Annotated in this window: 20 protein-coding genes, 1 tRNA gene and 5 pseudogenes; 8 read left to right on the top strand and 18 right to left on the bottom strand. The window is 67.5% G+C overall.

Annotated features, from left to right (window positions below):
• Positions 1–33: 33 nt before the first annotated feature.
• The 4 genes from ACRRRO_RS18890 to ACRRRO_RS18875 are packed head-to-tail and all read right to left on the bottom strand — an operon-like array spanning position 34 to position 3,109.
• Positions 34–423: a hypothetical protein gene (locus tag ACRRRO_RS18890; protein ID WP_434080713.1), complete on the bottom strand. Its 390-nt coding sequence runs from the start codon at positions 421–423 to the stop codon at positions 34–36.
• Positions 410–1,387, bottom strand: coding sequence for an aspartate aminotransferase family protein (locus tag ACRRRO_RS18885; RefSeq protein ID WP_434080712.1), 978 nt, complete (start codon positions 1,385–1,387; stop codon positions 410–412). The genes ACRRRO_RS18890 and ACRRRO_RS18885 overlap by 14 nt, the downstream gene beginning before the upstream one ends.
• Before the next feature lie 40 nt (positions 1,388–1,427).
• Positions 1,428–2,285 carry an amidohydrolase family protein gene (locus tag ACRRRO_RS18880; protein ID WP_424798247.1) on the bottom strand — a complete coding sequence of 286 codons (858 nt, stop codon included), beginning with the start codon at positions 2,283–2,285 and terminating at the stop codon, positions 1,428–1,430.
• Positions 2,282–3,109, bottom strand: coding sequence for an IclR family transcriptional regulator (locus ACRRRO_RS18875; RefSeq protein WP_424798246.1), 828 nt, complete (start codon positions 3,107–3,109; stop codon positions 2,282–2,284). Before ACRRRO_RS18875 ends, ACRRRO_RS18880 begins: the two co-directional genes overlap by 4 nt.
• On the opposite strand from ACRRRO_RS18875, the pseudogene ACRRRO_RS18870 reads away from it, so the two are divergent.
• From ACRRRO_RS18870 to ACRRRO_RS18850, 5 genes and pseudogenes are all read left to right on the top strand, one after another.
• Positions 3,085–3,927: pseudogene (locus ACRRRO_RS18870) on the top strand (lactonase family protein); the annotation flags it as partial. The gene ACRRRO_RS18875 and the pseudogene ACRRRO_RS18870 overlap by 25 nt on opposite strands.
• Before the next feature lie 77 nt (positions 3,928–4,004).
• The gene (locus ACRRRO_RS18865; RefSeq protein WP_434080711.1) at positions 4,005–4,277 is read left to right on the top strand and encodes a beta-propeller fold lactonase family protein; all 273 of its coding nucleotides are present in this window, start codon (positions 4,005–4,007) and stop codon (positions 4,275–4,277) included.
• Positions 4,278–4,394: 117 nt separating this feature from the next.
• Entirely contained in the window at positions 4,395–4,808 is a 414-nt protein-coding gene (locus ACRRRO_RS18860; RefSeq protein WP_434080710.1) for a RidA family protein, read from the top strand.
• Between the two features lie 112 nt (positions 4,809–4,920).
• Positions 4,921–6,118, top strand: a pseudogene (locus ACRRRO_RS18855) (ISL3 family transposase); the annotation flags it as partial.
• Positions 6,119–6,213: 95 nt separating this feature from the next.
• Positions 6,214–7,497 (top strand): ISL3 family transposase, encoded by a 1,284-nt coding sequence (locus tag ACRRRO_RS18850; protein WP_424796329.1) that lies wholly within the window; start codon positions 6,214–6,216, stop codon positions 7,495–7,497.
• A 222-nt stretch (positions 7,498–7,719) separates the two neighbouring features.
• On the opposite strand, the gene ACRRRO_RS18845 is transcribed toward ACRRRO_RS18850, so the two are convergent.
• The 3 genes and pseudogenes from ACRRRO_RS18845 to ACRRRO_RS18835 all read right to left on the bottom strand — a co-directional run bounded on the left by ACRRRO_RS18845 (position 7,720) and on the right by ACRRRO_RS18835 (position 8,906).
• Entirely contained in the window at positions 7,720–8,106 is a 387-nt protein-coding gene (locus ACRRRO_RS18845) for a hypothetical protein (protein ID WP_424796328.1), read from the bottom strand.
• A gap of 60 nt (positions 8,107–8,166) precedes the next feature.
• Positions 8,167–8,554, bottom strand: a pseudogene (locus ACRRRO_RS18840) (recombinase family protein); the annotation flags it as partial.
• A 278-nt stretch (positions 8,555–8,832) separates the two neighbouring features.
• Positions 8,833–8,906: transfer RNA gene (locus ACRRRO_RS18835), tRNA-Leu, on the bottom strand.
• A gap of 184 nt (positions 8,907–9,090) precedes the next feature.
• Between ACRRRO_RS18835 and ACRRRO_RS18830 the strand changes: the two genes are divergently transcribed.
• Together ACRRRO_RS18830 and ACRRRO_RS18825 are read left to right on the top strand one after the other, a co-directional pair.
• Positions 9,091–9,732 carry an ANTAR domain-containing response regulator gene (locus tag ACRRRO_RS18830; RefSeq protein ID WP_424786266.1) on the top strand — a complete coding sequence of 214 codons (642 nt, stop codon included), beginning with the start codon at positions 9,091–9,093 and terminating at the stop codon, positions 9,730–9,732.
• Between the two features lie 66 nt (positions 9,733–9,798).
• Positions 9,799–10,446: an N-acetyltransferase family protein gene (locus ACRRRO_RS18825; RefSeq protein ID WP_424796327.1), complete on the top strand. Its 648-nt coding sequence runs from the start codon at positions 9,799–9,801 to the stop codon at positions 10,444–10,446.
• Positions 10,447–10,481: 35 nt separating this feature from the next.
• Here the strand turns inward: ACRRRO_RS18825 and ACRRRO_RS18820 are convergent, their stop codons facing one another.
• Positions 10,482–10,916: a PaaI family thioesterase gene (locus ACRRRO_RS18820; protein ID WP_424796326.1), complete on the bottom strand. Its 435-nt coding sequence runs from the start codon at positions 10,914–10,916 to the stop codon at positions 10,482–10,484.
• Positions 10,917–10,984: 68 nt separating this feature from the next.
• On the opposite strand from ACRRRO_RS18820, the pseudogene polA reads away from it, so the two are divergent.
• A pseudogene (polA, locus tag ACRRRO_RS18815) lies at positions 10,985–13,599 on the top strand (DNA polymerase I).
• A gap of 44 nt (positions 13,600–13,643) precedes the next feature.
• Here the strand turns inward: polA and ACRRRO_RS18810 are convergent.
• The 10 genes and pseudogenes from ACRRRO_RS18810 to narH all read right to left on the bottom strand — a co-directional run bounded on the left by ACRRRO_RS18810 (position 13,644) and on the right by narH (position 24,812).
• Positions 13,644–14,102, bottom strand: coding sequence for a GNAT family N-acetyltransferase (locus ACRRRO_RS18810; protein WP_424785811.1), 459 nt, complete (start codon positions 14,100–14,102; stop codon positions 13,644–13,646).
• A gap of 66 nt (positions 14,103–14,168) precedes the next feature.
• Entirely contained in the window at positions 14,169–14,978 is an 810-nt protein-coding gene (locus tag ACRRRO_RS18805) for a class I SAM-dependent methyltransferase (protein ID WP_424796324.1), read from the bottom strand.
• 27 nt (positions 14,979–15,005) lie between these two features.
• Positions 15,006–18,386, bottom strand: a complete 3,381-nt coding sequence (gene cydD / locus ACRRRO_RS18800) for a thiol reductant ABC exporter subunit CydD (RefSeq protein WP_424796323.1) — start codon at positions 18,384–18,386, stop codon at positions 15,006–15,008.
• Complete coding sequence (cydB, locus tag ACRRRO_RS18795) at positions 18,383–19,465, bottom strand: cytochrome d ubiquinol oxidase subunit II (protein ID WP_424796322.1); 1,083 nt, start codon at positions 19,463–19,465, stop codon at positions 18,383–18,385. Before cydB ends, cydD begins: the two co-directional genes overlap by 4 nt.
• 26 nt (positions 19,466–19,491) lie before the next feature.
• The gene (locus ACRRRO_RS18790) at positions 19,492–19,938 is read right to left on the bottom strand and encodes a cytochrome ubiquinol oxidase subunit I (RefSeq protein WP_434080709.1); all 447 of its coding nucleotides are present in this window, start codon (positions 19,936–19,938) and stop codon (positions 19,492–19,494) included.
• The gene (locus tag ACRRRO_RS18785) at positions 19,935–20,960 is read right to left on the bottom strand and encodes a cytochrome ubiquinol oxidase subunit I (protein WP_434080708.1); all 1,026 of its coding nucleotides are present in this window, start codon (positions 20,958–20,960) and stop codon (positions 19,935–19,937) included. Before ACRRRO_RS18785 ends, ACRRRO_RS18790 begins: the two co-directional genes overlap by 4 nt.
• 73 nt (positions 20,961–21,033) lie before the next feature.
• Positions 21,034–21,572 (bottom strand): annotated as a pseudogene (gene mobA / locus ACRRRO_RS18780) (molybdenum cofactor guanylyltransferase).
• Positions 21,573–21,631: 59 nt separating this feature from the next.
• On the bottom strand, positions 21,632–22,375 hold the full coding sequence (gene narI, locus ACRRRO_RS18775) for a respiratory nitrate reductase subunit gamma (protein WP_424790904.1): 744 nt from the start codon (positions 22,373–22,375) through the stop codon (positions 21,632–21,634).
• Positions 22,372–23,136, bottom strand: coding sequence for a nitrate reductase molybdenum cofactor assembly chaperone (narJ, locus tag ACRRRO_RS18770; protein ID WP_424796320.1), 765 nt, complete (start codon positions 23,134–23,136; stop codon positions 22,372–22,374). Before narJ ends, narI begins: the two co-directional genes overlap by 4 nt.
• A complete protein-coding gene (narH, locus tag ACRRRO_RS18765) occupies positions 23,133–24,812 on the bottom strand; it encodes a nitrate reductase subunit beta (RefSeq protein ID WP_434080707.1) in 1,680 nt (559 codons plus the stop codon). Before narH ends, narJ begins: the two co-directional genes overlap by 4 nt.
• Between the last annotated feature and the right edge of the window lie 35 nt (positions 24,813–24,847).

Genomic DNA, 24,847 nt, shown 5'->3' with positions numbered 1-24,847 from the left:
CCGGGCTGGCGCGCGCTCCCGACGCGTTTCTATCTAGGGTGTGGCCGGCGCCTGGTCGAAGAGTCCGTCGCGGACCATCGAGCGGATCACTTCATCGGCGGCCGCTAGGGTTTCATCGATCTGGTCCGCAGTGTGTGCCAGGGTGATGTGATTCCTCTTGAGCGCCATCGGGTACATCATGAAGCCCTCGTTGATCATTCGCCGATGGAACTCCGCGTACGCCACGTCATTGTTCCGGAGCAGGTCCCGGTATCCGCTTACCGTGCCGCTCAGGAAGTACGTGACGAAGACGGAACCGAGCCCGGTGACCACGGCGGCAACATCGTGGCTCTTCATGATCTCGGACAATCCGGCACGCATACGGTCCCCGAGTTGGGTGACGTGGTCGTGGAAGCCGACCTCAGGATCGCTAATCGCTGTCATGGTGGCCACGGCGGCTGCCATGGATGCGGGGGTTGCCATTGTAGGTTCCGGCCAGCATCACGTCCCCGCCGGCGGAGTTGAACCGCTCCATGAGGTCGCGCCGTCCGCCCATGCCGGCGACCGGAAAACCGTTGCCCATGGCCTTGCCATAGGCAGTCAGATCCGGGGCGATGCCGCACAGTTCCTGGTAGCCGCCCGGGGCGTGCCGAAAGCCGGTGATGACTTCGTCGAAGATGAGCACGGTGCCGGTCGTGGTGCACAGTTCGCGAAGGCCGCGCAAGAATGCATCGATCGGCAGCAGAGCGCCAACGTTGTGCGGGACCGGCTCGAGAATGACGGCCGCGATCTGATCGGGATAGCGGTCGAACACCTCCTGCACCGAACCCAAATCGTTGAACTCGGCTATGAGGGTGGCGTCGATCGCATCGTCCAGGATGCCTGCCGACAATGGGTCGCGACCCCATGCGCCTTCTGCTGAGGATGCGACGTTGCGAGCAACGGCGTCGTGCCACCCGTGGAAGCAACCCTGAAACTTCAGTACGTACTTGCGTCCGGTGGCAGCCCGGGCTAATCGCACCGCTTGGAACGTGGATTCCGTGCCGCTCATCGTCGTAATCGACATGTCGACCGATGGGATGAGGTCCTGGACGAGTTGGGCTGCTTGTATTTCGAGTTCGGTGACTCCCAGGCCGATGAGGTCGATCGTGCCGAAGGTTTCTGCCACAGCGGCGTTGACGCGCTCGTCGTTGTGCCCCAGCAGCGTGGCGCCGAAGGCGCAGTGGTAGTCCACGAACTCGCGACCATCGGAGTCGGTGATCGTCGAGCCCCTGGCGTGGCTGAATGCGGCGGGATAACCGACATTGCGGGTAGCCGAATTGACCCCGCCCGGGATCAATCGCACGGCTTTCCTGCGCTTCTCCTCGCCCGCCGTGGCAACGGGAGTCGCTGTACTCAGGGATGGCATGGCTCTCCTTTGAGGAAGTGGTGATCAGTTGTGAGGTGGGTTAAGAAGTCTTGGGACGTGGGTCGTCGAGGCCGAGCAGTTGCAGCGCATCGCGGTGGATGATGTTCTGCACCGTTTCTTCAAGGACATAGGGGAGATTCCCTGCGCGCAGTTCCGCCAGGGCGGTGAATTGTTCGAGCGCCGCCTTCGGCTCCCAGAGTGGGTAGTCGCTGCCGAACAGCAATTTGTCGGTGACGGCCCACTCCTGTGCGTGGACCAGAGCCAGGAAACCGTCCATTGGCCGTGACCAACTTGCCGAGACGTCGGCGAATACGTTCGGGTGCTTGCGCAGGACGATATTGGCATCGCGCTGCCAGGGGTGTCCCATGTGCGCCATGATCTGGACCAGGTCCGGGTACCGCCGGGCAACCTCCTCGACGATGAGTGGTTGGCTCAGCGCCAGGCGTCCCTGCGGGCTCGGTGTAGCGCCCATGTGCCATAGCACGACGAGCCGCTGCTTGAGCAGGAAGCGGTAGAAGTCTTCGAACTCCGGTGCGAGCGGGTCGAATAGGGAGAGGACGGGGTACAGTTTGACGCCCCGGAAGCCCAGGCTGTGAGCTTCCTCCAGTTGCTCACGCCAGGTCGTGTCCAACGGGTCGATGGCTGTGAAGGCGATCGTGGGCGTGGTGACGCTGGCGCAGAAGTCGGCAACGTACCGGTTGGGGGTATGGACCCCTGCGCGTGACGCGGCCAGCCCGAAGACGATCGCGACGTCAATACCGGCCGCTCGCATGGCTACGTCGTACTGGTACGGGGTGATGTCCGGATACGGCTCACCGTAAGCGGGTTCCCAGTTCTCCTTGTGCTCCGGCCCCCAATGCTCGGGCAGCAGGTTATGGGTATGGACGTCGACGATCATGAAGTTCCTTCAATGGCCACGGGGTAGGAATCTCTGAACGCGCGCAGCGCGCTGAGGAAGCGACTTTCCTTGCCGAGAGCGGCGGCGGTCTGGGTGAGAATCTGCAATACGTCCTGCCGATGGGCGGGCGTCAGTTCGCCGGCAGGGCCGCTGATGCTGACAGCACACACGGCCCGCTGATCATTCGGCACCGGAACGGCGAGGCACACCACTCCGTGGTCCCTCTCCTCGTCGTCGACGCTGAACCCCTCCTTGTGGATGCGGGCGAGCTCGCCCTCCAGTTGGGCCGAGGTGGTGAGGGTTTTCGGTGTGAATGCGGGGTAGGGTTCAGGCGGCAGGTGGCCGCCCCGCGCTTCCGGTGGAAGCATGGAGAGGAGCATCTTGCCCAGACCAGTGCAATGCAGATGGTCGATCGACCCGTTGCTTGACCTGAACCGGAGTGCGCGTTGAGGTTCTTCCACTCGAAGGTGTAGGACCGACTCTCCGGCAAGGACACCAACGTTGGAGGTGAACCCGGTCGCTTCAGCGAGGTGGCGAAGATGGGGGGTGGCGACTGTTCCGGCGTCCATGCGCTGCAGCGCGTTGTCGGCGATCTCGAGCACCGCGTCGCCGACTTCGAAGGTCGGCGCATCGGTGGCTTTCCGTACAAACCCTTCTGCTTCCAGCACGCTGAGGAGTCGCACCAAAGTCGGTTTGGGCAGGTCGAGTTCGCGCGACAACAGCGCAAGTGTCATGGGCTCGTTATGTGCGCCGAGCGTACGGAGGATGCGGAGCGCCCGGGTGAGACCCTGGGAATGGTATGACGACGTGGAACGCGGTTCCATGTAGGCATACTAGGGTGAGCGTCGGCAGGTGTCCAGCGGCGATGTGGAGGGCTCCAAACTCACAATCGCGTGCAGCCGGCCGACCCGCAGGCTGCGCACGTTCGCGGTCACAGTTGATCGAAAGGGTGTTTCCTATGAATGCTGAGTCCTTACTCGTTGCCTCCCGTGGAGGGGGCGTTGAGCACGGCCTCGTCCGGTGCGCATACCGGGACGGGGGGTGGGTGATGACTACCCTGACCACCGTCGAGCAACTCTCCGCGCTGGCCTGGCACCCACGCTTGCCCGTGGTCTACGGCACGGCCGGTGTCGCGACGCCAGGTCGGGTGGTAGCGATCTCGGTGTCGGACGGTACCGGTCGGCTGATGAGCGACCAACTCGCAGGCCCTACCGAACTGGAACCGTGCCACCTCGCTGTCGATCCCAGCGGCTCGGTTCTTGTCGTGACGAACTACACCTCCGGCCAGTTGGCGTGCTGGTTGCTGGAACCCGATGGCTCGCTGGCCGGCGAGGGGCACCACCTGCAGTTGGAGGGCTCAGGCCCCGAGATTGAGCGGCAAGATTCGGCACACCCGCATCAGGTGGTCTTCAAGGACCGCGGGGATGGCCTTCGCACCTGGGTGGTGGATCTTGGCGCGGACCTGATTCGGGAGTTCAAGATCGTCGCGAACTCCAGGGCCGTGCACCTGGAGGAATCGCGCGCACTCGCCGTCCCGGCAGGTGCCGGGCCCCGCCACCTCGTGGAGATGCCAGACGGCCGGCTGGCCATCGCCGGCGAACTCGGGTCGAACCTTCTGGTGTTGAACCCTCGGGATGGGGCGGTGCATGACGTGCCCAGCACCGCCGAACGGGACCGGCTCGTACCCGGCATTCGCGGAACTACCCGGGGGATATCCGATTGTCACTGGATGGGCGTTTCGTGTATTTCGCCAACCGCGGGTACGACACGATCTCACTGTTCGATGTGTCAGGAGAAGCCCCGGTCCTTGTGGTTGAGCGGGACTCGGGCGTTCGCTGGCCACAGCACATCCTCGTGCGGGAAGGAGAAATCCTGGTTGCAGGTTGGGACAGTTCCCAGGTTGTTTCGTTGGCTACCGACGGTGGCTACCTCGGGGAAGCGCGGGTGAAATTCTCGGTCTCGACGCCCGGCTGGCTCCTGACCGACCGATGATTACGGGTCGTCGTCACCGATGCCGACGTTAGCGTCTGCGAACAGGGGTGGTGTAGGACAGCGAACAAACGCACCCAACGCGGTACATGCGTTGGCTTTCATAGCACGTTCCATTAGATGAGACTTAAGGAAGCGATTGACATGTCAAGAAAAACGTTGGTACAGCCTGCTGGGGCGCCGGAACTCAAAGCCGCGCTTTCCCCTGGAATTATTTCGAATGGATTCCTTTTCGTCTCCGGTGCCGTAGCGTTCGGTCCGGATGGATCAATTGTTGGTGACGACGTCACGAGTCAGACCCATCAAACGTTGGAGAATATTCGTGCGATATTGGCGGAGGCGGGCACTGGCTTCGACGACGTGGTGCAGTCCAGGGCTTACCTGACCCGGATCCAGGAGGATTTCACCACGTTCGACTCCATCTATCGGGAGTATTTCTCCACGCCCTTCCCGGCACGCACCACCATAGGTATCGAACTTGCGATTCCTGGTTTGCTCGTCGAAATTGACGTAGTGGCAACGGTCGCGTCTTAACTGGCACTTCGCAGATGAGGGTGTAGAGGCCGTCAGCGCGTCGCTCGCCGGGTAGGGGTCGAGGTCTTCCGATGATGGAGGTTCCCACGCCGCCCATCTGGAAGACCTCGACGTGCCTGACGCTACCTTCACGCGCCCCGACCTGACCATGTTCGCCGGCCTCGACGAGCTCGGCCTGAAAGTCGGCGGCCAGCGGCTCGGGCCCGATCGGGCGGTCCTTGCCTGCCGGGTCGTCGAGGCCGATGAGTGGTGCCACCGCTGCGGCTGCGAGGGCGTGCCTCGCGACACCGTGACGCGGCGGTTGGCGCACGAGCCGCTGGGCTGGCGCCCGACCACCCTGCTGGTGACCGTGCGCCGCTACCGGTGCACCGGGTGTGGGCACGTGTGGCGACAGGACACCACCGCGGCGGCGGAGCCGCGGGCGAAAGATCTGCCGCGGCGGGTGCGCTGGGCGCTGGAGGCCCTAGTGTGCCAGCACCTGGTCGCGCGCGTCGCCGTGGGCCTGTCGGTGTCGTGGAACACGGTCAGCGCCGCGGTCCTGGCCGAGGGCCGCCGCGTGCTGATCAACGACCCGAGCCGGTTCGACGGCGTGCAGGTCGTCGGCGTGGACGAGCACGCGTGGCGCCACACCCGCCTGGGCGACAGGTACGTCACGGTGATCATCGACCTCACCCCGATCCGCGACGGCACCGGCCCCTCACGGCTGCTGGACATGGTCCCGGGCCGCTCGAAGCAGGCGTTCAAGCAGTGGCTCACCGACCGCGGCGCCTCGTGGCGGCAGGGCGTGGAGGTGGTGGCGATGGATGGCTTCACCGGCTTCAAGACCGCCACCAGCGAAGAGCTGCCCGAGGCCGTGGCGGTGATGGATCCCTTCCGCGTGGTCCGCCTCGCCGGCGACGCCGTGGACCGGTGCCGGCGCCGGGTCCAGCAAGAGCTCCACGGCCACCGCGGACGAGCTACCGATACGCTCTATCGTGCCCGCCGCACCCTGCACACTGGCGCCGACCTCCTGACCGACAAGCAGAAGGCGCGGATCGAGGCGCTCTTCGCCCTCGAGGAGCACGTGGAGGTCGAGGCAACCTGGGGCCTCTACCAGCAGATGATCACCGCCTACCGCGCACCGGACCGCAAGGCTGGCCGAGCGGTCATGGCCACGCTCATCACCTCGCTCAGCTCCGGCGTTCCCCCGCCCTGGAGGAGGTCCGCACCCTGGGCCGGACCATGAAAACACGCGCCGCCGACGTCCTGGCCTACTTCGACCGGCCCGGCACAGCAACGGCCCCACCGAGGCGATCAATGGGGCTCTTCAACTTTGAGCGTGGTGTGCCGTTGAGGTAGGGGCTCGTGGCCCTGATCCAACATGGGTGTTGTCAAAGCATCCAGTTGGAGAAGGGACCACGAGCCTGTGTGCCACGATACGCACCGGCGCGATGCTGCGTCGATTCTGTTCAACCTGCCCGGTTACCGGGTGATCACCGCCTCGCGGCGTGCCGATGGGCAGCGGGTGGTGCTGATCGAAACCACTGCCGGCGAGGACGGGTGTCCCTCGTGTGGGGTGATGTCGAACCGGGTGCATTCGCGCCCGGTCCAGCAGGTCAGAGACGTCAGTTGCGGCGGGCAGCCGGTGGTGGTGCGGGTGCGCAAGCGCCGATACCTGTGCGCCGAGCAGGTTTGCCCGCGGGGCACGTTCACCGAGGTCACCGAGGAGTTGCCGGCCCGGGCCAGGGTGACTACGCGCTTGGCTGCGACGGTGGCCGGGGCGCTGCGCACCGAGCCGCGGGCGGTCTTGGGGGTGGCCGGGGAGCATGGGTTGTCGTGGACCACAGTGATGCGCCTGGCCACCCAGACCTTGGATGTAGACGGGCACGCCGATTCGCGCCTGGTGCGCCGGCTGGGGATCGATGAGCACCGCTTCCGCAAGGTGCGCTATGTCCGAGACGCCGACATCGGGGCCACGGTGCGAGTAGAGCCGTGGTCGGTCGTATTCACCGACCTGGACACCGGCGCGATCCTCGACGTCGTCGACGGACCCCGGGCGGCCGCAGTCAAGTCCTGGTTGCGGGCCCGGCCGCGGTGGTGGCGCAAACGCGTGGAGACAGTCGCCATCGACATGTCCAGTGAGTTCCGCTCCGCCGTTCGCGAGGTGTTGCCGAAAGCGAAGATCAGTGTCGATCACTGGCACGTGATCCGCCTGGCCAACCAGATGCTCACCGACGTGCGCCGACGCCGGGCCTGGGAGGTTCATGGCCGGCGGGGCCGGTTGATCGACCCGCCCTGGCGGTATCGCAAGTTGCTCACCTGCGCCGGGGACCGACTCTCGGTGCGCCAGCGAGAACGTCTCCAGGAGATCCTGGAGGCCGACATCGAACTGGCCGTGGCCTGGGGCATCAAGGAACACGTGCGCCAGTTGATGGCCACCCGCGACACCGCAGCGTTCCAACGGGCCTGGTCGGAGTTGGAGAAGGCGGTGCGGGCCACCCGCCTGCCCGAGCCGCGCCGGCTGTTCAAGACGTTGTCTGCGTGGCGCCGGGAGTTGCTCACCTTCTGCCGCACCCGCACCACCAACGCCCGAACCGAGGCGGCGAACCTGACCGCCAAGACCTTCAAACGCATCGGACGCGGGTATCGCAATCATGACAACTACCGCTGCCGCATAATGGCCTACACGACGTCACCAAAGGCGGCGTGAACACCCCTCACCACGCTGAAAGTGGAAGAGCCATCAATGGTCGACTCGAGCATCTGCGCGGCTCCGCCCTCGGCTTCCGCAACCTCATCAACTACATCGCCAGAGCGCTCCTGGCGACCGGCGGATTCAGGCCGCGGCTACACCCTCGATTGTGAAGAGCCACTTAACTGGCAGGAACTCTATGGTCCCTGCCGGAGAGCCAGCGGACGCCACCAAAGCCTTTCACGTTCGCTCCATCGGCGCCGGTTTCGCAGGCCCCGAGGCTCGCTTCTTCTTCGAGCGTCTCGAAACTCTTTGGGGAGCTCGGAACCCGAGGTTGGCCAACCGGCGCAACTGCCGGGCAGGGTGCGCCTGGCCGGGCTCATTGATGGTGCGTCCGGCGTGGGGCAGGTCGATCCATTCCCGCTCAGCATGCTGCAGCATCTGGGCCACCCGGGTGTGGCGCTCGGCCCATTCAAACGCGGTGGCGGGCGTCAGGGGCACCGGGTCGGGCAGCGGTGCGGTGAAGTGGGTACGGCGGACAGCCACGTGGATCACGACCCCCTCACTGGAGGGGTAGGCGTAGATGTTGCAGTGGAAATCATCGGTGGACCAACGGCAGCAACTCATGCCCTTTAGGTCTGCGGAACCAGGCCGCTGGGGCCACCCCCACACAGGACACGCCGAGAGTTACAAGTTAGAGCCTCTGGCCTGGTGTGTCTTGGCCCGCCGCATCGCCCGGTGCACCGTCGCGCGGGAGACGCCCCTCCGTTCGGCTACCTCGACCTGGCTGTGCTCCACGGCCTCCACCAGGGACACCAGGAGCCGCTCCTGGGTGGGGGATAACTTGGGCTTCTTGCCCCGCAGGCGGCCCTTGTCTTTGGCGATCGCCATGCCCTCCCGGGCCCGGATCAGGTCGGCCTCAAACTCAGCCACCATCGACAGCACGTTGAACAACAACTTGCACCACCAGCGTGTCGCCGGACCGGCAGGCCGCCATCGCCTCAGGCAGACCGGGACGGTCCCGGTTGGTGCCGGTCAGCCCGTGGTCGACATAGGTCCGGTCGAAGGAGACACCGGATCGGCGCTGACCTCAACCACGATCGGCTCGACAGGATGAGCCGGACAGGCTATAGATCCCTGGTGAGTCAGTCGGTGGCGTAAGGCAACCGCGGCCACTCGGTGAGATCAGGACCACCAACTACTCGGCTCCCGCGACTTCTGTGCATGTTCATGTGCGACGTAGCCTGTATCTGGATGCAACCAGATGTCGTGGGATGCGAAACGAAGGTCCAGAAGTCCGCAGAATTTCGCGCTAAACGCATCTGTATGAAGCCAGATGCTGCTAGCTGGAGGTGCCCCGAGTGGGATTCGAACCCACACTGGATCGGGTTTGAGCCGAACGCCTCTGCCGGTTGGGCTATCGGGGCGGATGCGGCACCAGCCTACCGCTGCCGGACAGCCTAGCGAGAACACTGTCGCCAGTCTCACACGAGCCCACGCAGCAACAGCCGCGCGCTCGGACGCCCGAGAGGGATAGAGTTTGTCCCTGTGAGTGAGGATCAGAACGGCGCTGCGGCCCCGGAAAGCACCAAGGACAACCAGCCCCTGGACCTGGACGACATCCAGGTCCCCGCTGCTGAGCGCAGTGGCGGAGGCGAACCGGATCGGCCCAAGCGCCGCGTCGTGGTCGCCGAGGACGAGGCGCTGATCCGCCTGGATGTGGTGGAGACCCTGCAGGAGGCCGGTTACGAGGTGGTCGGTGAGGCCGGGGATGGTGAGACCGCCGTCACGATGACTACCGAGTTGGAGCCCGACGTCGTCGTCATGGACGTCAAAATGCCCCAGCTCGACGGCATCTCCGCGGCCGAGCGCATCACCAAGGCCCGCATCGCTCCGGTGGTGCTGCTCACCGCCTTCTCCCAGACCGAGCTCGTGGAGCGGGCCCGGGACGCCGGCGCGATGGCCTATGTGGTCAAGCCGTTCACACCCGAGGACCTGCTCCCGGCGTTGGAGATCGCACTGTCGCGCCACAAGGAGATCACCGCCCTGGAGTCCGAGATCGCCGATCTGACCGATCGGTTCGAGACCCGCAAGCGGGTGGATCGGGCCAAGGGACTGCTGATGACCAAGATGGGTCTGACCGAGCCGGAGGCGTTCCGGTGGATCCAGAAGACCTCCATGGACCGGCGCCTGACGATGCGCGAGGTGGCCGACGCAGTGATCGAGCAGGTCGGCGGCCGTTCCGACGACTGAGGTCGAAGGTCACAATTCGGCAACAAATTGCGCTAAGGTGCCGAAAGTCGTCGAAGGGAACTACTGGTGCGCGTAGTGCACGCCCGGCTCGCTGAGCCCGCAGACCTGGATGCCGTCGTCCCGGTGCTGCGTTCGGTGCGTGCGGACTCCCCGCTGGGTGCGCAGTTGGTCAACCCCGATGCGGACCTGGACGGGCACCTGCGTGCCTGGTACGCCCTGCCGAACGCCTACCTGGTCCTCGCCGAAGCCGACGACCAGGTCGTGGGGGTCGCCCTGGCGCAGGTGATCGAGGCGAACCTGTTCTCCGACGTGGCCTACTTGCAGATGGAGGCCCTCTACGTGCAGACCGCGTTCCGACGCCGGGGTGCCGGCCGGGCGCTGATGGGTCAACTGGGCCTGGTGGGCGCCCGGGCGGGTGCCGAGCAGGTGGTCACGATGCCGATCAGCGGCTCACGTAGCGAGCAGCGCTTCCTCTCCGGACTCGGCTTCACCGTGGTGGGCGCGCGCCGGATGACCCCCACCGCAGCCTTGCTACGTCGCCTGGAGCAACAGGCCAAGGGTCGGGAGCGGCGCGGGCGTGGTATCGACGAACTGATCGCCCGACGGCGGCGCTCCCGGGGGCTTCCGCCCACGCCACCGGCCGGTGTGTCGCTGAGTGAGTTGGCTGACCGGGCCGAGGACCACTTCGCCGACGGAGCACGTATCCGCGAGTAGACGGCGGGCGTAGGCGCTCGGGGGGGCCGAGGCGGTCAGCGGATGGTGATCAGCTGGCAGGTCAGGCGCGCGGTCGCCACGCGGGCGCCGTCGTCGTCGGTGATGACCACGTCGTAGCTGGCGGTGCGCCCGCCCAGGTACAACGCCTGGGCCTCCCCGTGCACCCAGCCGCTGCGTACCGCCCGGTGGTGGGTGATGTTCAGGTCCACCCCTGCGGCGCTGCGGGACTGGCCGCCCGTTGCGCCGGCCGTGGCGTGGGCGTGGGCGGCAACCGACGCCAGTGTCTCGGCCAGGGCCGCGCTGGCGCCGCCGTGCAAGAGTCCTGCCGGCTGGGTGTTGCCCGCAACCGGCATCCGTCCGGTGGCGCGCTCGGCACCGATCTGGTCCAGTTCGATGCCCAGACGGACGATCAGCGTGTGGGCCAGTTCCTCGGGCGTGTAGATGGTGTTGTCCGCGTCGGTGTCGGTCATGGGTCATAGGCTGTCAGGCGTGAGTGAGAAACGCGCGACCCAGGCTCCTGTTGATCGATGGCCACTCGATGGCCTATCGGGCGTTCTTCGCCCTCCCGGCGGAGAACTTCGCCACCACCACCGGGCAGACCACCAATGCGGTGTACGGCTTCACCTCCATGCTGATCAACCTGTTGCGCGATGAGGCCCCCACGCACGTGGTGGTCGCCTTCGACGTCTCCAGCGCCACGTTCCGCAAGGAGACCTACCCCGACTACAAGGCCACCCGCGATGAGACCCCCGATGAGTTCAGGGGGCAGATTCCCCTCATCGAGGAGGTGCTGGCCGCCCTGGCCGTGCCGACGGTGGGAATCGAGGGTTTCGAGGCTGATGACATCCTCGCCTCCTACGCCACCCGGGCCCAGGGGGCGGGGATGGAGGTGCTGGTGTGCTCGGGCGATCGGGACACCTTCCAACTCGTCGATGGCGCCACCACGGTGCTGTACCCGCGCAAGGGCGTTTCGGACCTGGTGCGGATGACCCCGGAGGCGGTGCAGGAGAAGTACGGGGTGCCCCCGGGCCGCTACTCCGACCTGGCCGCCCTGGTGGGGGAGAGCAGTGACAACCTGCCCGGAGTTCCGGGCGTCGGCCCCAAGACCGCCGCGAAGTGGATCGGGGCGTATGAGGACCTGGCCGGCATCATCGCCCAGGCCCCGCAGATCAAGGGCAAAGTCGGGGAGAAGCTGCGCGACCACCTCGATCAGGTCATGCTGAACCGGGAACTGAACGAACTGCGCCGGGATCTCGAGCTCCCCTACACCCTGGACGATCTGGCCCGGCGCGCGTACCAGCGGGAACAGGTGCACCAAGTCTTCGATGCCCTGGAGTTCCGGGTGCTGCGGGACCGGCTGTTCGCGATGGAACCCACCGACGCCGAGTCAGCCGACGCCGGTGCCTTCGACGTTACCCTGGCCACCGAACCACTGGGGGAGTGGTTGGGTACCCGAACCGGGAAGGCGCTCGGGCTGGATGTGCGCGGCAGCGGAGGGCCGGCCGGTGCGGACGCGTGGGCGGTGGCGATCGCCGACGACGACGGCAACGCCATCGAGGTGGACCTCGCCGACGTAGCGCCCGAGCAGGAGCAGGTACTGGCGCGCTGGTTGGCCGATCCGGACGCACCCAAGGTGATGCACGAGGCCAAGAGTGCCTGGCACCGGCTGCGCGGGCGGGGGCTGGCGCTGGCCGGGGTCAGATTCGACACCGCGTTGGCGGCCTACCTGTGTTACCCGGATCAGCGTAGTTACGCCCTGGCGGACCTGACCGTGCGCCACCTACAGCGCGAACTGCGGACCGAGGAGTCCGACGGGCAGCAGACCCTGGATCTGGACGGCCCCGATGAGGCCACCCTCAGCGCCACCCGGGCTGCCGCAGTGCGGGCGCTGGGCGACGCGCTCGCCGAGGAGGTCGAGTCCCGGGCGGCGACGGGGTTGCTGCAGGACCTGGAACTGCCGGTGGCGCAGGTGCTGGCACAGATGGAGAAGGTCGGCATCGCAGCGATTCCGGCTACCTGCGCGGCCTGGAGTCGGAGTTCGACGCCGGTGTGCGCGAGGCTGCGCAGAGCGCCTACGACGTGATCGGCCGGGAGGTGAACCTGTCCTCACCCAAGCAACTCCAGGAGGTCCTCTTCGACCAACTCGATATGCCCAAGACCCGCAAGACCAAGACGGGTTACACCACCGACGCCGACGCCCTGGCGGAGTTGTTCGTCAAGACCGAGCACCCGTTCCTGCAGCACCTGCTCACCCACCGGGATCTGATCCGGCTGCGCCAGACCGTCGAAGGGCTGTTGCGCACCGTGGCCGAGGACGGGCGCATCCACACCACCTACTCCCAGACGATCGCGGCCACGGGCCGGTTGTCCTCGGCGGAGCCGAACCTGCAGAACATCCCGATCCGCACCGAGGAGGGTCACCGGATCCGGCAGGCGTTCGTGGTGGGCGACGGATTCGAGACCCTGCTCACCGCCGACTACTCCCAGATCGAGATGCGGATCATGGCCCACCTGTCCGGTGATGAGGGCTTGATCGAGGCGTTCCGCACCGGCGAGGACCTGCACTCCTTCGTTGGCTCGCGGGTGTTCGGGGTGGAACCTGACCAGGTGAGTGCCCCGATGCGGGCGAAGGTCAAGGCGATGAGTTACGGCCTGGCCTACGGCCTCAGCGCGTTCGGGTTGTCCAAGCAGCTCAAGATCGCCACCGCCGAGGCGCGGGCCCTGATGGAGGAGTACTTCGAACGCTTCGGTGGGGTTCGCGACTACTTGACCGGCGTGGTCGAGGATGCCCGCAGCACCGGGTTCACCGAGACCATCCTGGGCCGGCGCCGCTACTTGCCGGACCTGACCAGCGACAACCGCCAGCGCCGGGAGATGGCCGAGCGGATGGCCCTGAACGCCCCCATCCAGGGCAGCGCCGCGGACCTGATGAAGGTGGCCATGCTCGGTGTGCAGCGTGACCTCCTGGATCGCGGCCTGGCCTCCCGGATGCTGCTGCAGGTGCACGACGAACTGGTCCTGGAGGTGGCGGCCGGCGAACGCGAGGAGGTCGAGCAGATCCTGCGCGAGCAGATGTCCGGTGCCGCCGAGTTGACGGTGCCGCTGGAGGTCTCGGTGGGCGTGGGCACCGATTGGCGCACCGCCGGCCACTGAGCATCGGCCGCTCCGGGGGCCGGCTCCGGTGACCTGCGCCGGTGTCAGCGCCCGAAGCGGTGCAGCCGCTGCCAGGGCCAGGCCGCGCGGAGCCAGGAGTGCAAGGCGTCGGCCAACGGCGTGTCCAGATCGGCGCGGTCGGCCCGCACCCACGACTGGACGTCGACGTCGTAGTCCGGCGAGGCGGCGGGGTAGAGGTACACGCAGCCGATGACGTCGCCGCCTGCTGGGTCCAGGACCGTGAAAGTGAATCCCTTTCCGGCGGCGAAGTCGTCCGCGTGGCGTTGCAGATCCCGAAGATTGTCCTCGGGTGACATCCCCTCATGCGGAGGCCAGCGGCCATCGGGGTAGCCCGGGGTGTTCCGGATGTGCTCCACGCTCGATGTCCATGCCGCCAGGTCGGCATCGTTGTGCTGGGGGCCCAGGGGCTCGAGCCGGAACTGGTCGGTGACCAGGGAAGTTGGGGGGTTGAATCCGACGGGAATGAATGTCGTGGAAGCCATGGAAGTACGGTACGAGCCGCCGGCGGAATGTCACCCTCATTTTCCGCCGCCCGCCGATGGGACCACTCATCGCAGGGTGGTGGCGAAGATCGCGGTTCCGGGGAGGAAGGCCCCGAGCTCGGGCCCCCATCCGCCCCAGATGTTGGTGTTGCCCGGCGGCCACTCGGGTTCGACCAGACCGGTCACCTGCAGCCCGGCGCCGACCAGGTCGCCGACGTGATCGCCCAGGGTGCGGTGAAACTCGCTGTAGAGCACCTCCCCGTCGGGTCCGGTCTCGACATAGGGGGTCCGGTCGAAGTAGGAGCGCACCACCGACATGCCGTGCCTCGTGGGGTCATCGGGGAAGGCCCAACGGATCGGGTGGGTCACGGAGAACACCCACCGGCCACCGGGGCGCAGTACCCGGGCCACCTCGGTGTGCACCCGGTCGGCATCGGCCAGGAACGGGATGGCACCGAAGGCGGTGAAGACCACGTCGAAGGAGTCGTCGCCGAACGGCAACGCGCGAGCGTCGGCCACCAGCGCCGGCACGGCGATCCCGGTGCGTCGGTCCAGGTCTGCGGCGGCGGCGATCATCCCCGGCGCCACGTCGGTGGCGATGGCGTTGACTCCCTGGCCGCGCAGCCACCGGGAGCACTGCGCCGCCCCGGCGCCGACCTCGAGCACATCCTCGGAGCGCAGCCGCTCCAACGGACCGAGGAGCCGCGCCTCGCTCTCGCGCAGGCCCTCCGGGCACCAGCAGAAGTCGGCGTCGCCGAGGAAAGGGCCGTGCTCGCCCAGATAGTCATCGGCCACGGCACTCCACCAGTCCCGGTTGGCGTGTGCTGCCGCCTCGCGGTCGACCTCGACGTAGCCGGCTCCGGTGAGTTCACCCATGCAGCCCAGTATGACCGCCGGCCTTCTTCAACCGCTGGTTCCAGCCAACGTCGCCGCCTGCGTGCCACCGGTCCCGGATCCAGCGCCGCCCAGGGCCACCTCATCGAAGTGCGCGCCGGGCACCCTGCGGTGGCTGACCAGCACGATCGTGGTCCCGGGCATCAGGGCCTCCAGCACGGTGCGCAGCGTGGTCTGCGCGGTGAACTCATCCAGGTGAGCGGCCGGCTCATCCAGCAGCACCACCGGGCGCCGGGACAGCACGGCACGGGCCAGGGCCAGGCGCGCACGCTCGCCACCGGAGAGGCCGCCGATGGTGGTGTCCAACCCGTGGGGGAGCGTGGCGTACCAGTCACTCAGTTGCGCAGCCGCGAGCGCGGCGACCAGCTCCTCGTCATCGGCATCGGGTCGGGCCAGGCCCAGGTTCGCCCGGAGCGGCCCGGCGAAGGCATGCGGCTCGTCGTCGACAACGGCGAGCAGCACCCGCACTTGCTCGGTCTGCAGGTCGGTGGTGCTCGCCGTACCGAGCAGGTACCGGCCTGCGAATGGATCGAGGTGGCGAGCCAGCACAGCCAGAGCGGTGGACTTACCGGACCCGTTCGCCCCGGTTAGTTGGACCCGGGCGCCCGGGGGCAGGTCCAGGTCCAGTCCGGTCAGCGCGGGTGGCCGGAAGGGATCGGTGGACCACCGCGCGCTGAGGCGGTCCAACGCCAGGTCCGGGCCGTGGCGCTGGTCGCCGGGCACCGGCCTCTCACCGGTATCGGCGACGGCGGGCTCGGAGTCCAGGAGCGCCGAGACCCGGCTCGCGGCGGCGCGCGCCCGGGCCCGGGCACCGGCGATGTCCGGCACCTCCCCCCACACGTCGGCAAGGGCCATCGGCAGCAGTGCCAGCAACGCGGCGTAGGGAGCCGACAGTGACCCGACCGAGTGCGCCTGCCACGCCAGCATCAGGACGACCGCGGCCGTGCCCGCGAGCGTGAGCCAGACTGCGGCCAGGGCACCCGCGCGCACCCCGATGAGGCGGCGCTCGGCACGCTGGTGCGCACGCTGGGACAGGGCCACCGGGGCCAGCAACGCTGAGGTGTCATGGCGCAGGCGCCGGATGCCGCTGGCCGCCTGGACCGCAAGCATCCGCCCGGCCACCGCGGTCGTGCGATGCTGCAGTTCACCCCGGGTCGTGACCGCCTGGTGCTGGGCGGTCAGTTCGGTGCGGGTGGCAAGCCACCCGATCATCCCCACGAGCGCGGACCCGGCCAGCACCGCCCCGGCTGCGGTCGGTGAGTGGAAGAGCGCGATGCCGCTACCGATCACCGAGGCGATGGCGACCGACCACCCGGGCACGGTGACCCGGATCTGGTCATCGACCACGTCGTCCAGGTCCCGGACGAGCGCGGTGAGCAACTGGCCGCGGCTGCGCCGGCCCAACCGGGCCGGGGTGAGCGGGATCAGCCGGGCGAAGACGTCCGCCCGGCGGGTTGCCAGGTCCTCCAGGGCCACGTCGTGGGAGACGATGCGCTCGGCGTAGCGCAACACCGGACGAGCCAGGCCGAAGGCGCGCACCCCCACGATCGCGACCAGCAACGTCAGGATCACCGGCTGGGTGGAGGCCTGCACGATCAGCCACCCGGACGTGGCAGTCAGGGCGATCCCGGCCGTCAGGGCGAGTCCACCCAGGACGCAGGCCAGGATCAGGCCGCGCCGGCCGTCCGGGGTGACGATCGGGGCGACCTGCCCGGGGCGCGGGGTAGCGGCCCGCGCGCCCTCCGCGTCTGCTCCAGGATCGGCTTCGGTCACGGGCCGGGCCGGCGTCGTCGGCGGGGCCGGATGAGGGGCAGGATCGATCCGCCAGCGCTGGTCGGCGAGCCCGGCCAGGTCCTCATCATGGGTGACCACGATGACTCGCCGGGTGCTGGCCAGTTCGGTGATCGCCTCATGCAGCGCCGGCAACGCAGCCGCGGCCACATTGGCCGTGGGCTCGTCCAGGAGCACCAGGTCGGCCTCGCTCAGCAGCGCACGCGCCAGGGCGAGGCGTGCCAACTGTCCGGCGGACAGGCCGAACCCGTCGTCGCCCAGGTCGGTGTCCAGACCGTCCCGGTCACGTAGCGCAGGCCACAGACCGACTCGGTCCAGGGCAGCGACGCGTGCCTCGTCCGGTCTCGCACCGGCGAGGGCCAGGTTGTCCCGGACCGTGCCCGGCAGGATCACCGGACGTTGCGCGGCAAGGTGCACATCACCGCCGCGCACGGCGCCGCCGGCGGGTTCCCGCAGCCCGGCGATGAGTTCCAGGACGGTGGTCTTGCCGGCACCGGATGGGCCGGTCAGTACGGTCAGGCCGGGGCCGGCCGGGGTGTTCAGGGTGACGTCGACGAGCGTTCGGGTGCGACCCGGGTGGGCGTAACTGACGTGGCTGAGCCCGACTGTGGCTGTGGATGCGGGCCCCACCTGCGGTACCGGCGACCCGCCCCGGTGCGGTCGGTTCGTGCGCAAACTCCCGCGCAACCGGTCCAGGGTGGTGGCGCCGTCGGCGGCGTTGTGGAACTCCGCACCGACGCGACGGATCGGCCAATAGGCCTCCGGCGCCAGCAGGATCGCCATCAGGCCGACCTGCAGGTCCATCGCTCCGTAGGCCAGGCGCAGCCCGACCGCCACCGCCACCAGCGCCACCGAGATGGTTGCCAACAGTTCCAGGGCGGTGGTGGTCATGAACGCGGTGCGCAGCGTCTTCCCGGTGGCCCGGCGGTGGCGCTCACCGACACGGCCGACGACGCCCACCTGGGCGCGGGCCCGCCCGTAGGTGACCAGGGTGGGTAGGCCCTTGACCACATCCAGGAAGTGGCCGGACAGCAACTCCATCGCCGCCCAGCGTCGTTCGGTTTCGGCCGCGGTGTGCTGACCGATCAGTGCCGCGAAGACCGGCAGCAGGGGCAGCGTGAGCAGCACGATGAGGGCGCTCCAGAAGTCCACCCACAGCAGTGTCGCCACCGCCAGGACCGGCACCACCACACCGGTCACCAGCGCCGGTAGGTACCGAGAGATGTACGGCTCGATCGTCGTCACGCCCTCCCCGGCGCGGGTCACCGCCTCATCGTCGCCGGGGCGCTGCTCCGCCGGATGGGTCAACCAGTGCCGCAGCACGGTGAGACGCACGATCCCGGCCACCTTCTGCCCCGTGACCCGGGCGACGTACTCGGCCGCGGCAGTGAGCAGTCCGCGCAGGACGATCAGGCCCACCACCGCCCCCAGCACCCAGCCCCAGGGCGTGCCGGTGACCACCCTGGCCACCGCGACGGCCACCAGCACCGCCTGTGCGATCGCAGCGACCCCGGAGACGACGCCGAGTACGCCGAGCAACCCGACCGGCCCTCGGATAGCCGGCAGGTCACGCAGCAGACCAGGGTCGAACGGTTTCATCGCTGCGTGGTGCTCTCCTCGGTCACCGCGGCGATATGCACACCGGTGGGGATGTGGTGCCCGGAGACCCGTTTGCGGAAGATCCAGTAGGACCATGCCTGATAGGCCAGCACGATCGGCATGAAGATCACCGCGACCCAGGTCATGATGCCCAGGGTCTTCTCCGAGGATGCCGCGTTGTGCACCGTCAAGGAGTTCGCGGGATCAAGCGTGGAGGGCATCACGTCGGGGAAGAGCGCGACGAACAGGGAGGCCACTGCCAGCCCGAGCGTCACGAACGTGCCGGTGAAGGCCCACCCCTCCCGGCCCCGCCGGGCCATCACGAGGCCGCCGAGGAAGACCACGGCCGCAGCCATCGCCATCGCCCAGGACAACGCCGTGCCGGTCCCGGACTGCATGAGAACCAACCAGACCACGGCCAACGCCGCGGCACCACCCCCGAGTCTGAGGCCGAGGGCGCGCGCGTCGTGACGTAGCCGCCCATCGGTCTTCAACGCGATGAAGAAGGCGCCGTGGACCAGGAACAGCGCCAGCGTGACCAACCCGCCGAGCAGGGCCACCGGATTCAGCAGGGCCCAGAACCCGCCGACGTACTCCATGTCGGCATCGATGGGAACCCCCCGGACGATGTTGGTGAACGCCACCCCCCACAACACCGCGGGAAGCAGCGAGCCGACGACGATCATCACATCCATCCGGGCCCGCCACAGCGCCGAGTCAACCTTGCCGCGGTACTCCAGCCCCACACCGCGGACGATCAGCGCCACCAGGATCAACAGCAGTGGCAGGTAGAAACCGGAGAACAAGGTGGCGTACCAGTGCGGGAACGCCGCGAAGGTCGCCCCGCCGGCGGTCAGCAGCCACACCTCGTTGCCGTCCCATACCGGGCCGATCGAGGAGAGCATCTGACGCCGCCGGGTCTCGCCGCTCTCGGGCTTCACGTCGAGGCTGTCGGTGCGGACATCGTCCCGGCCGAGCACCGGCAGGAGCATGCCGACGCCGAAGTCGAACCCCTCGAGCACGAAGTAGCCCACCCACAGCACCGCGATGAGGACGAACCAGATGGTGGTCAGTTCCATGATCAGTCGTAGTCCTTCCGCGCCGCTCAGTAGGTGAAGACGAATTCGTCGTCGTCGGACCGCTCGCCCGGGTCGAAGGAGGCGTCCTCGGGTACGTGTTCGGCGCCGGCCCGGCCGTAGCGCAGGCTCAGCTTCACCATCACCACCGCCAGGGCCCCGTAGAGCAGGGTGAAGACCGCCAGGGAGGTGGCCACCTCGAAGGTGGTCACACCCGGGGAGACGCCGGTGCGAGTGGTCATCAGGCCCATCACCAACCAGGGCTGGCGGCCCATCTCGGTGAAGATCCACCCGAAACTGTTGGCCAGTAACGGCATGAACAGCACCGTCGCCGCCGCCCAGAGCCAGTACCGGTGGCTGACCCGGTCCTCATCGTGCTCCGAGCCCCGGCCCCGCAACCGCCAGAGCACCGCCGCGGCCACCGCCATTCCGGCGAAGCCGAGTCCCATCATGAGGCGGAAGCTCCAGTACGTCACCGGGATGATCGGCGGTAGTCATCCGCCTCGGTCAGTTCGTGGCCGGAGTAGGTCATCTCGTAGCGCTGTTGAATGTGGTTGATACCCTCCACGGCACCGGTCAGTGACCCGGTGGCCAGGTAGGACTGCAACTTGGGGACGGTCAACGCCCAGATCTCCTCCCGACCGTCCAGGGTGCCCACGGTGATGATGGAGAAGGGGGCGCCCACTCCCTCCGGGACGTCGTGGTACTGGCCCTCGGCGGCGGCCATCTTCATCGGCTGCACGTCGTACATGACCTTGCCCTGCACGTCACCGGTGACGATCACCAGCGCCCCGGAGATCAGCAGCGCCCAGGCGCCCAGTTTGGCGCCCTTGCGATACATCGGCTTGTCCGCCGCGGGCGTCTGGTCGGTGCTGCGCCATAGGTGCCACAGCGTGAAGGCCAGCACGAACGCCCCGCCGGTCATCCAGGCCGCGGTGAGCACGTGCGGGAAGGCCGCCAGTTGCACCTTGTTGGTGAGCACGGCGAGGAAGTCGGTGAGTTCGGCTCGGCCGTTCTCTTCGTTGATGTGGTACCCGACCGGGTTCTGCATGAAGGAGTTCGCGGACAGGATGAAGTAGGCCGACAGCATGGTGCCGATATGGATGATCCACATACTGGCCGCGTGGAGCTTCTCCGGGATCCGGCCCCAGCCGAAGATCCACAGGCCCAGGAAGGTCGACTCCAGGAAGAACGCCAGCAGGGCCTCGATCGCCAGGGGTGCGCCGAAGATGTCGCCGACGAACCGGGAGTAGTCCGACCAGTTCATCCCGAACTGGAACTCCTGCACGATGCCGGTGACCAGTCCGAGGATGAAGTTGATCGTGAAGAGTTTGCCGAAGAATTTGGTCAGCCGCAGCCACTGCGTATCGCGGGTGCGCAACCAGCAGGTCTGCATGATGGCCACCAGCAGGGACAGCCCGATCGTGATCGGCACGAAGAAGTAGTGGTAGACCGTGGTGATGCCGAACTGCCACCGGGCCAGTTCCAACGCTTCCATGACGCTCCCGCAGAACGAGGGGTGTAGTACTACAAGCGGTAGTTAGCCTACACCCGCGCGCCTGCGGTGCGGTTCAGAGCCCGCCGAGGCGTTGTTCCCAGCGGGCGTGGTCGGCCCAGGTGTCGATGTCGCCGACGTGCTCGGCCCCGGCCCGCAGGTACTGGAACCGCAGGCCCGAGACCAGGCGCCCGACAGGGACGCCGTGGCCGGTTCCGTGCGGGGCGAGAGCCTGGACGAGTGCGTCGTGGCGATAGGCGGCCAGGAGCCACTGCGCGTGAGACGTGGCATCGAGGTGGCACACCACCTCCACCAGGGGGTCGATGGCCGGTAGAGCGCCGATGATCGCGCTCAGCGCAGCCCCGGCGCCCGGCTGGTCCACCGCGAGCACACACGTCCACGGTGCCGGCTCGCCGAGGGCGGCCACACCGGCGTTGATCCCGGCGACCGGTCCGCCACCGGGAGGTTCCTCACTGACCTGACCTGCCGTACGCCGTCGGGCGTGTGCGCCTGCCCGACCACGACGACGTCGCGGGCCCCTTGCGCAGCCTCCAGCACCCGAGCCAGCATCGGCCGCCCGGCTACCGGCAGGGCGGCCTTGTCCTGCCCTCCCATGCGGCGTCCACGGCCACCGGCGAGGATCACGACGTCGAAGGAGGGGGTAGCCCCGGGGCTCAACGGTTCTGTTCCCAGCCCCGCTTCGGGGCCCGGCTGCCCACCGCGGCGACGGGGCGCTCATCCCGGCTGCGGTAGACGATGTAGGGCCGAACCACGTAGCCCAACGGGGCGGAGAAGACGTGCACCAGGCGGGTGAACGGCCAGATCGCGAACAGGAAGAACGCCGTCAGGGAGTGCGCCTGGAAACTCCACGGGGCGCCGGTCATGAGTTCGGGCTGGGGCTGGAACCAGAAGATGGAACGGAACCACACCGACACCCCCTCGCGGTAGTCGTAGTGCTCGGTGCCCGCCACCGCGATCATCCCGGAGGACTGGATGGTGTTCAGGCAGCCCAGCAGGATCACCACCGCCAGCACGAGGTACATGAACTTGTCGTTGGCCGTGGTGGCCGAGAACACCGGACCGGTCATCCGGCGCCGGTAGATCAGGATCACCAGGCCGGACAGGGCTGCGGCGCCGGCCAGCATGCCGCCGGTCACGGCGACCACGTGATACGCCTCATCGTTGATGACGGTCTGCGTCCAGGTCTTGGGGATCACCAGTCCGAGGAAGTGGCCCATCACCACCCACAGCATCCCGAAATGGAACAACGGGCTGCCGATCCGGAGCAGCCGTGACTCATACAACTGCGAGGAGCGGGTGGTCCATCCGAACTTGTCGTAGCGATAGCGCCAGATATGACCGCCCACGAAGATCGTCAGGCAGATGTAGGGGAAGATCACCCACAGGAACGTGGTCATCGCGGAACTCCAACGTCGATGGTGGAGCCCAGGAACTTGGGCTCCTGGGCGCCCGTGGGTGTGCCACACCCATCGGACCCGGGGGGTGTGCGCAACTGGTCCAGCGCCGGATCCAGCGCGTAGGGCGCGTTGTCGATACCGACGTCCTCGTGCGGGGGTCCCTCGGCGATCAGACGGGCCAGGGCCAGATTGTCGTCCTCATCCAGATCCGGCAACGTGGCTCGCAATGCCCGCACCACGTCGATCCAGGGGGAGGACCGGCGGAGCAAGCCCTGGTGCAGCAGTTCGATACCGACCCGGTGATGGTTCAGCAGCGTCCAGGCGGCGTCGGCGTCCACCGTGGCACCGAACTCCAGCACCACGCACAGGTGATCGGGCAGCTCGGCACGCTCATCGTGGAGCACCACCCCGGCCTTGCGATAAGCCTGCTTGAACTGCACCAGGGCCGCGCCACGGTTGCGGGTGTCCCCGTGCAGGAAGTAGGTCAGGTGCAGACAGCACTTCCGGGTGACGTCGAAGGTGTCCACGTACTGGGTCTGCAGTTCCGCGGGGTCACTGCGCCGGGCATGCTCGAGGAAGTCGTTCAGTGGTCCGGCGACCCGCTCCGGCAGGCTCGTGGCAACCTCGGCCAGGGTGGGTAACAGGGCCAGGAGCCGCGGTTCGGGGTAACCGAGCAGCAAGGACACGATCTGCCAGGTGTCGGCCTGCTCCCGGGGGCTCAGCGTGGGCCGGGAGCGGCGGTGTCGCAGCCAACGTTTCATCGGGACCCCGACTCCTCGGACTCCGGCGCCGGTGGGAACATCCCCTCCGGCACACCCTTGCCGTCCCAGTTCAACAGGTTGACCCGACCGGACTTGGGCTGCCCGCCCACCAGCGTGTCGGAGGTCTGGCGCTCCTGCAGCACCGCGAAATTCTCCGCGGCCACCCTGGTGCCCTGGCCGTGCCCGGACCCCTCTCCGAAGGGTCCCGAACCGGTCATCAGGTCCTCGTCGAAGCCGCTCACCGGGCAGTCGGTGGCGATCTCCTCCAGGGCGTGGGCGTCCTCGCCATGAGCCGAGGGGATCACGTAGCGGTCCCCGTACTTGGCCAGGGCGAGCAGGCGGTACATCTCATACATCTCCTCCTCGCTCATCCCCACCGACTCCGGGATGATCGCCTGTGCCTCCCGGCCCAGGTTGATGTCGCGCATGTAGGAACGCATCGCGGCCAGCCGCTGGAGCACCTTGGTCACCGGGGCGGTGTCTCCGGCGGTGAACAGGTTCGCCAGGTACTCCACCGGGATCCGTAGCGCGTCGATCGCGGCGAACAGGTTGTCCTGGTCCTCCGCATCGTGGCCGGTGTCCCGGATCACGTCCACCACCGGGGACAGCGGCGGGATGTACCACACCATCGGCATGGTGCGGTACTCCGGATGCAGCGGCAGCGCCACCTCGTAGGTGTTGATCAGGGTGTAGATCGGGGACCGCTGGGCCGCCTCTATCCAGTCCAGCGGAATGCCGGCCCGTTCGGCCTCGGCCTGGACCTGCGGGTCATGAGGATCCAGGAACACCGAGCGCTGCGCATCCAGGAGGGCGTGCTCGTCCTTCACCGAAGCCGCCTCCAGCACCCGGTCGGCGTCGTAGAGCACCAGGCCGATGTAACGGAGCCGGCCCACGCAGGTCTCGGCGCACACCGTCGGGATGCCCACCTCGATCCGGGGGTAGCAGAAGGTGCACTTCTCCGCCTTGCCGGTCTTGTGGTTGAAGTAGACCTTCTTGTACGGGCAGCCGGTGATGCACATCCGCCACCCGCGGCACTTGTCCTGATCCACCAGCACGATCCCGTCCTCGCTGCGCTTGTAGATCGCGCCCGATGGGCACGAGGCCGCGCAGCTGGGGTTCAGGCAGTGCTCACAGATCCGGGGCAGGTAGAACATGAAGGTGTCATCGAAGGCCAGTTTCACCTTGTCCTCGAGGCCCGCGAGCATCGGGTCCTTGGCCGCGTGCTCGCCGGAGCCGCCCAGGTCATCGTCCCAGTTCGCCGACCAGGTGATGTTCATGCGCTCCCCGGTGATCAGCGACTGCGGGGTAGCCACCGGGAAGGTCTGCTGAGCGGGGGCGTTCAGCAACGTCTCGTAGTCGTAGGTCCAGGGTTCGTAGTAGTCCTGGATGGAGGGCATCTTGGGGTTGGAGAAGATCGTGGCCAGTTTCCTCATCCGGCCGCCAGCCTTGAGTTTCAAGCGTCCGCGGGAGTTGAGTTCCCAGCCGCCCTTCCACTCCTCCTGGTCCTCATAGCCACGCGGGTACCCGAGGCCGGGCCGGGTCTCGACGTTGTTGAACCAGACGTACTCGGTGCCGGATCGGTTCGTCCAGGCCTGTTTGCAGGTGACCGAGCAGGTGTGACACCCGATGCACTTGTCGAGGTTCATCACCATCGCCATCTGGGCCATGATGCGCATGTGATCTCCTTCTCGGGGGCCGGGACAGCGCCCGG

Source organism: Sanguibacter sp. Z1732, assembly GCF_051020515.1.
Lineage (GTDB): Bacteria > Actinomycetota > Actinomycetes > Actinomycetales > Beutenbergiaceae > CALKWS01.
This window is presented reverse-complemented; position numbering and strand designations above follow the sequence as displayed.

Coding starts and splice junctions, on each gene's coding strand:
- ACRRRO_RS18845 (WP_424796328.1), bottom strand. CDS start 8,106: ATGAGTTGCTGCCGTTGGTCCACCGATGATTTCCACTGCAACATCTAC.
- cydB (WP_424796322.1), bottom strand. CDS start 19,465: ATGGAACTGACCACCATCTGGTTCGTCCTCATCGCGGTGCTGTGGGTG.
- ACRRRO_RS18860 (WP_434080710.1), top strand. CDS start 4,395: ATGAGACTTAAGGAAGCGATTGACATGTCAAGAAAAACGTTGGTACAG.
- narH (WP_434080707.1), bottom strand. CDS start 24,812: ATGCGCATCATGGCCCAGATGGCGATGGTGATGAACCTCGACAAGTGC.
- ACRRRO_RS18885 (WP_434080712.1), bottom strand. CDS start 1,387: ATGCCATCCCTGAGTACAGCGACTCCCGTTGCCACGGCGGGCGAGGAG.
- narI (WP_424790904.1), bottom strand. CDS start 22,375: ATGACCACGTTCCTGTGGGTGATCTTCCCCTACATCTGCCTGACGATC.
- narJ (WP_424796320.1), bottom strand. CDS start 23,136: ATGAAACGTTGGCTGCGACACCGCCGCTCCCGGCCCACGCTGAGCCCC.
- ACRRRO_RS18805 (WP_424796324.1), bottom strand. CDS start 14,978: ATGGGTGAACTCACCGGAGCCGGCTACGTCGAGGTCGACCGCGAGGCG.
- ACRRRO_RS18880 (WP_424798247.1), bottom strand. CDS start 2,285: ATGATCGTCGACGTCCATACCCATAACCTGCTGCCCGAGCATTGGGGG.
- cydD (WP_424796323.1), bottom strand. CDS start 18,386: ATGAAACCGTTCGACCCTGGTCTGCTGCGTGACCTGCCGGCTATCCGA.
- ACRRRO_RS18785 (WP_434080708.1), bottom strand. CDS start 20,960: ATGGAAGCGTTGGAACTGGCCCGGTGGCAGTTCGGCATCACCACGGTC.
- ACRRRO_RS18810 (WP_424785811.1), bottom strand. CDS start 14,102: ATGGCTTCCACGACATTCATTCCCGTCGGATTCAACCCCCCAACTTCC.
- ACRRRO_RS18890 (WP_434080713.1), bottom strand. CDS start 423: ATGACAGCGATTAGCGATCCTGAGGTCGGCTTCCACGACCACGTCACC.
- ACRRRO_RS18820 (WP_424796326.1), bottom strand. CDS start 10,916: ATGACCGACACCGACGCGGACAACACCATCTACACGCCCGAGGAACTG.
- ACRRRO_RS18875 (WP_424798246.1), bottom strand. CDS start 3,109: ATGGAACCGCGTTCCACGTCGTCATACCATTCCCAGGGTCTCACCCGG.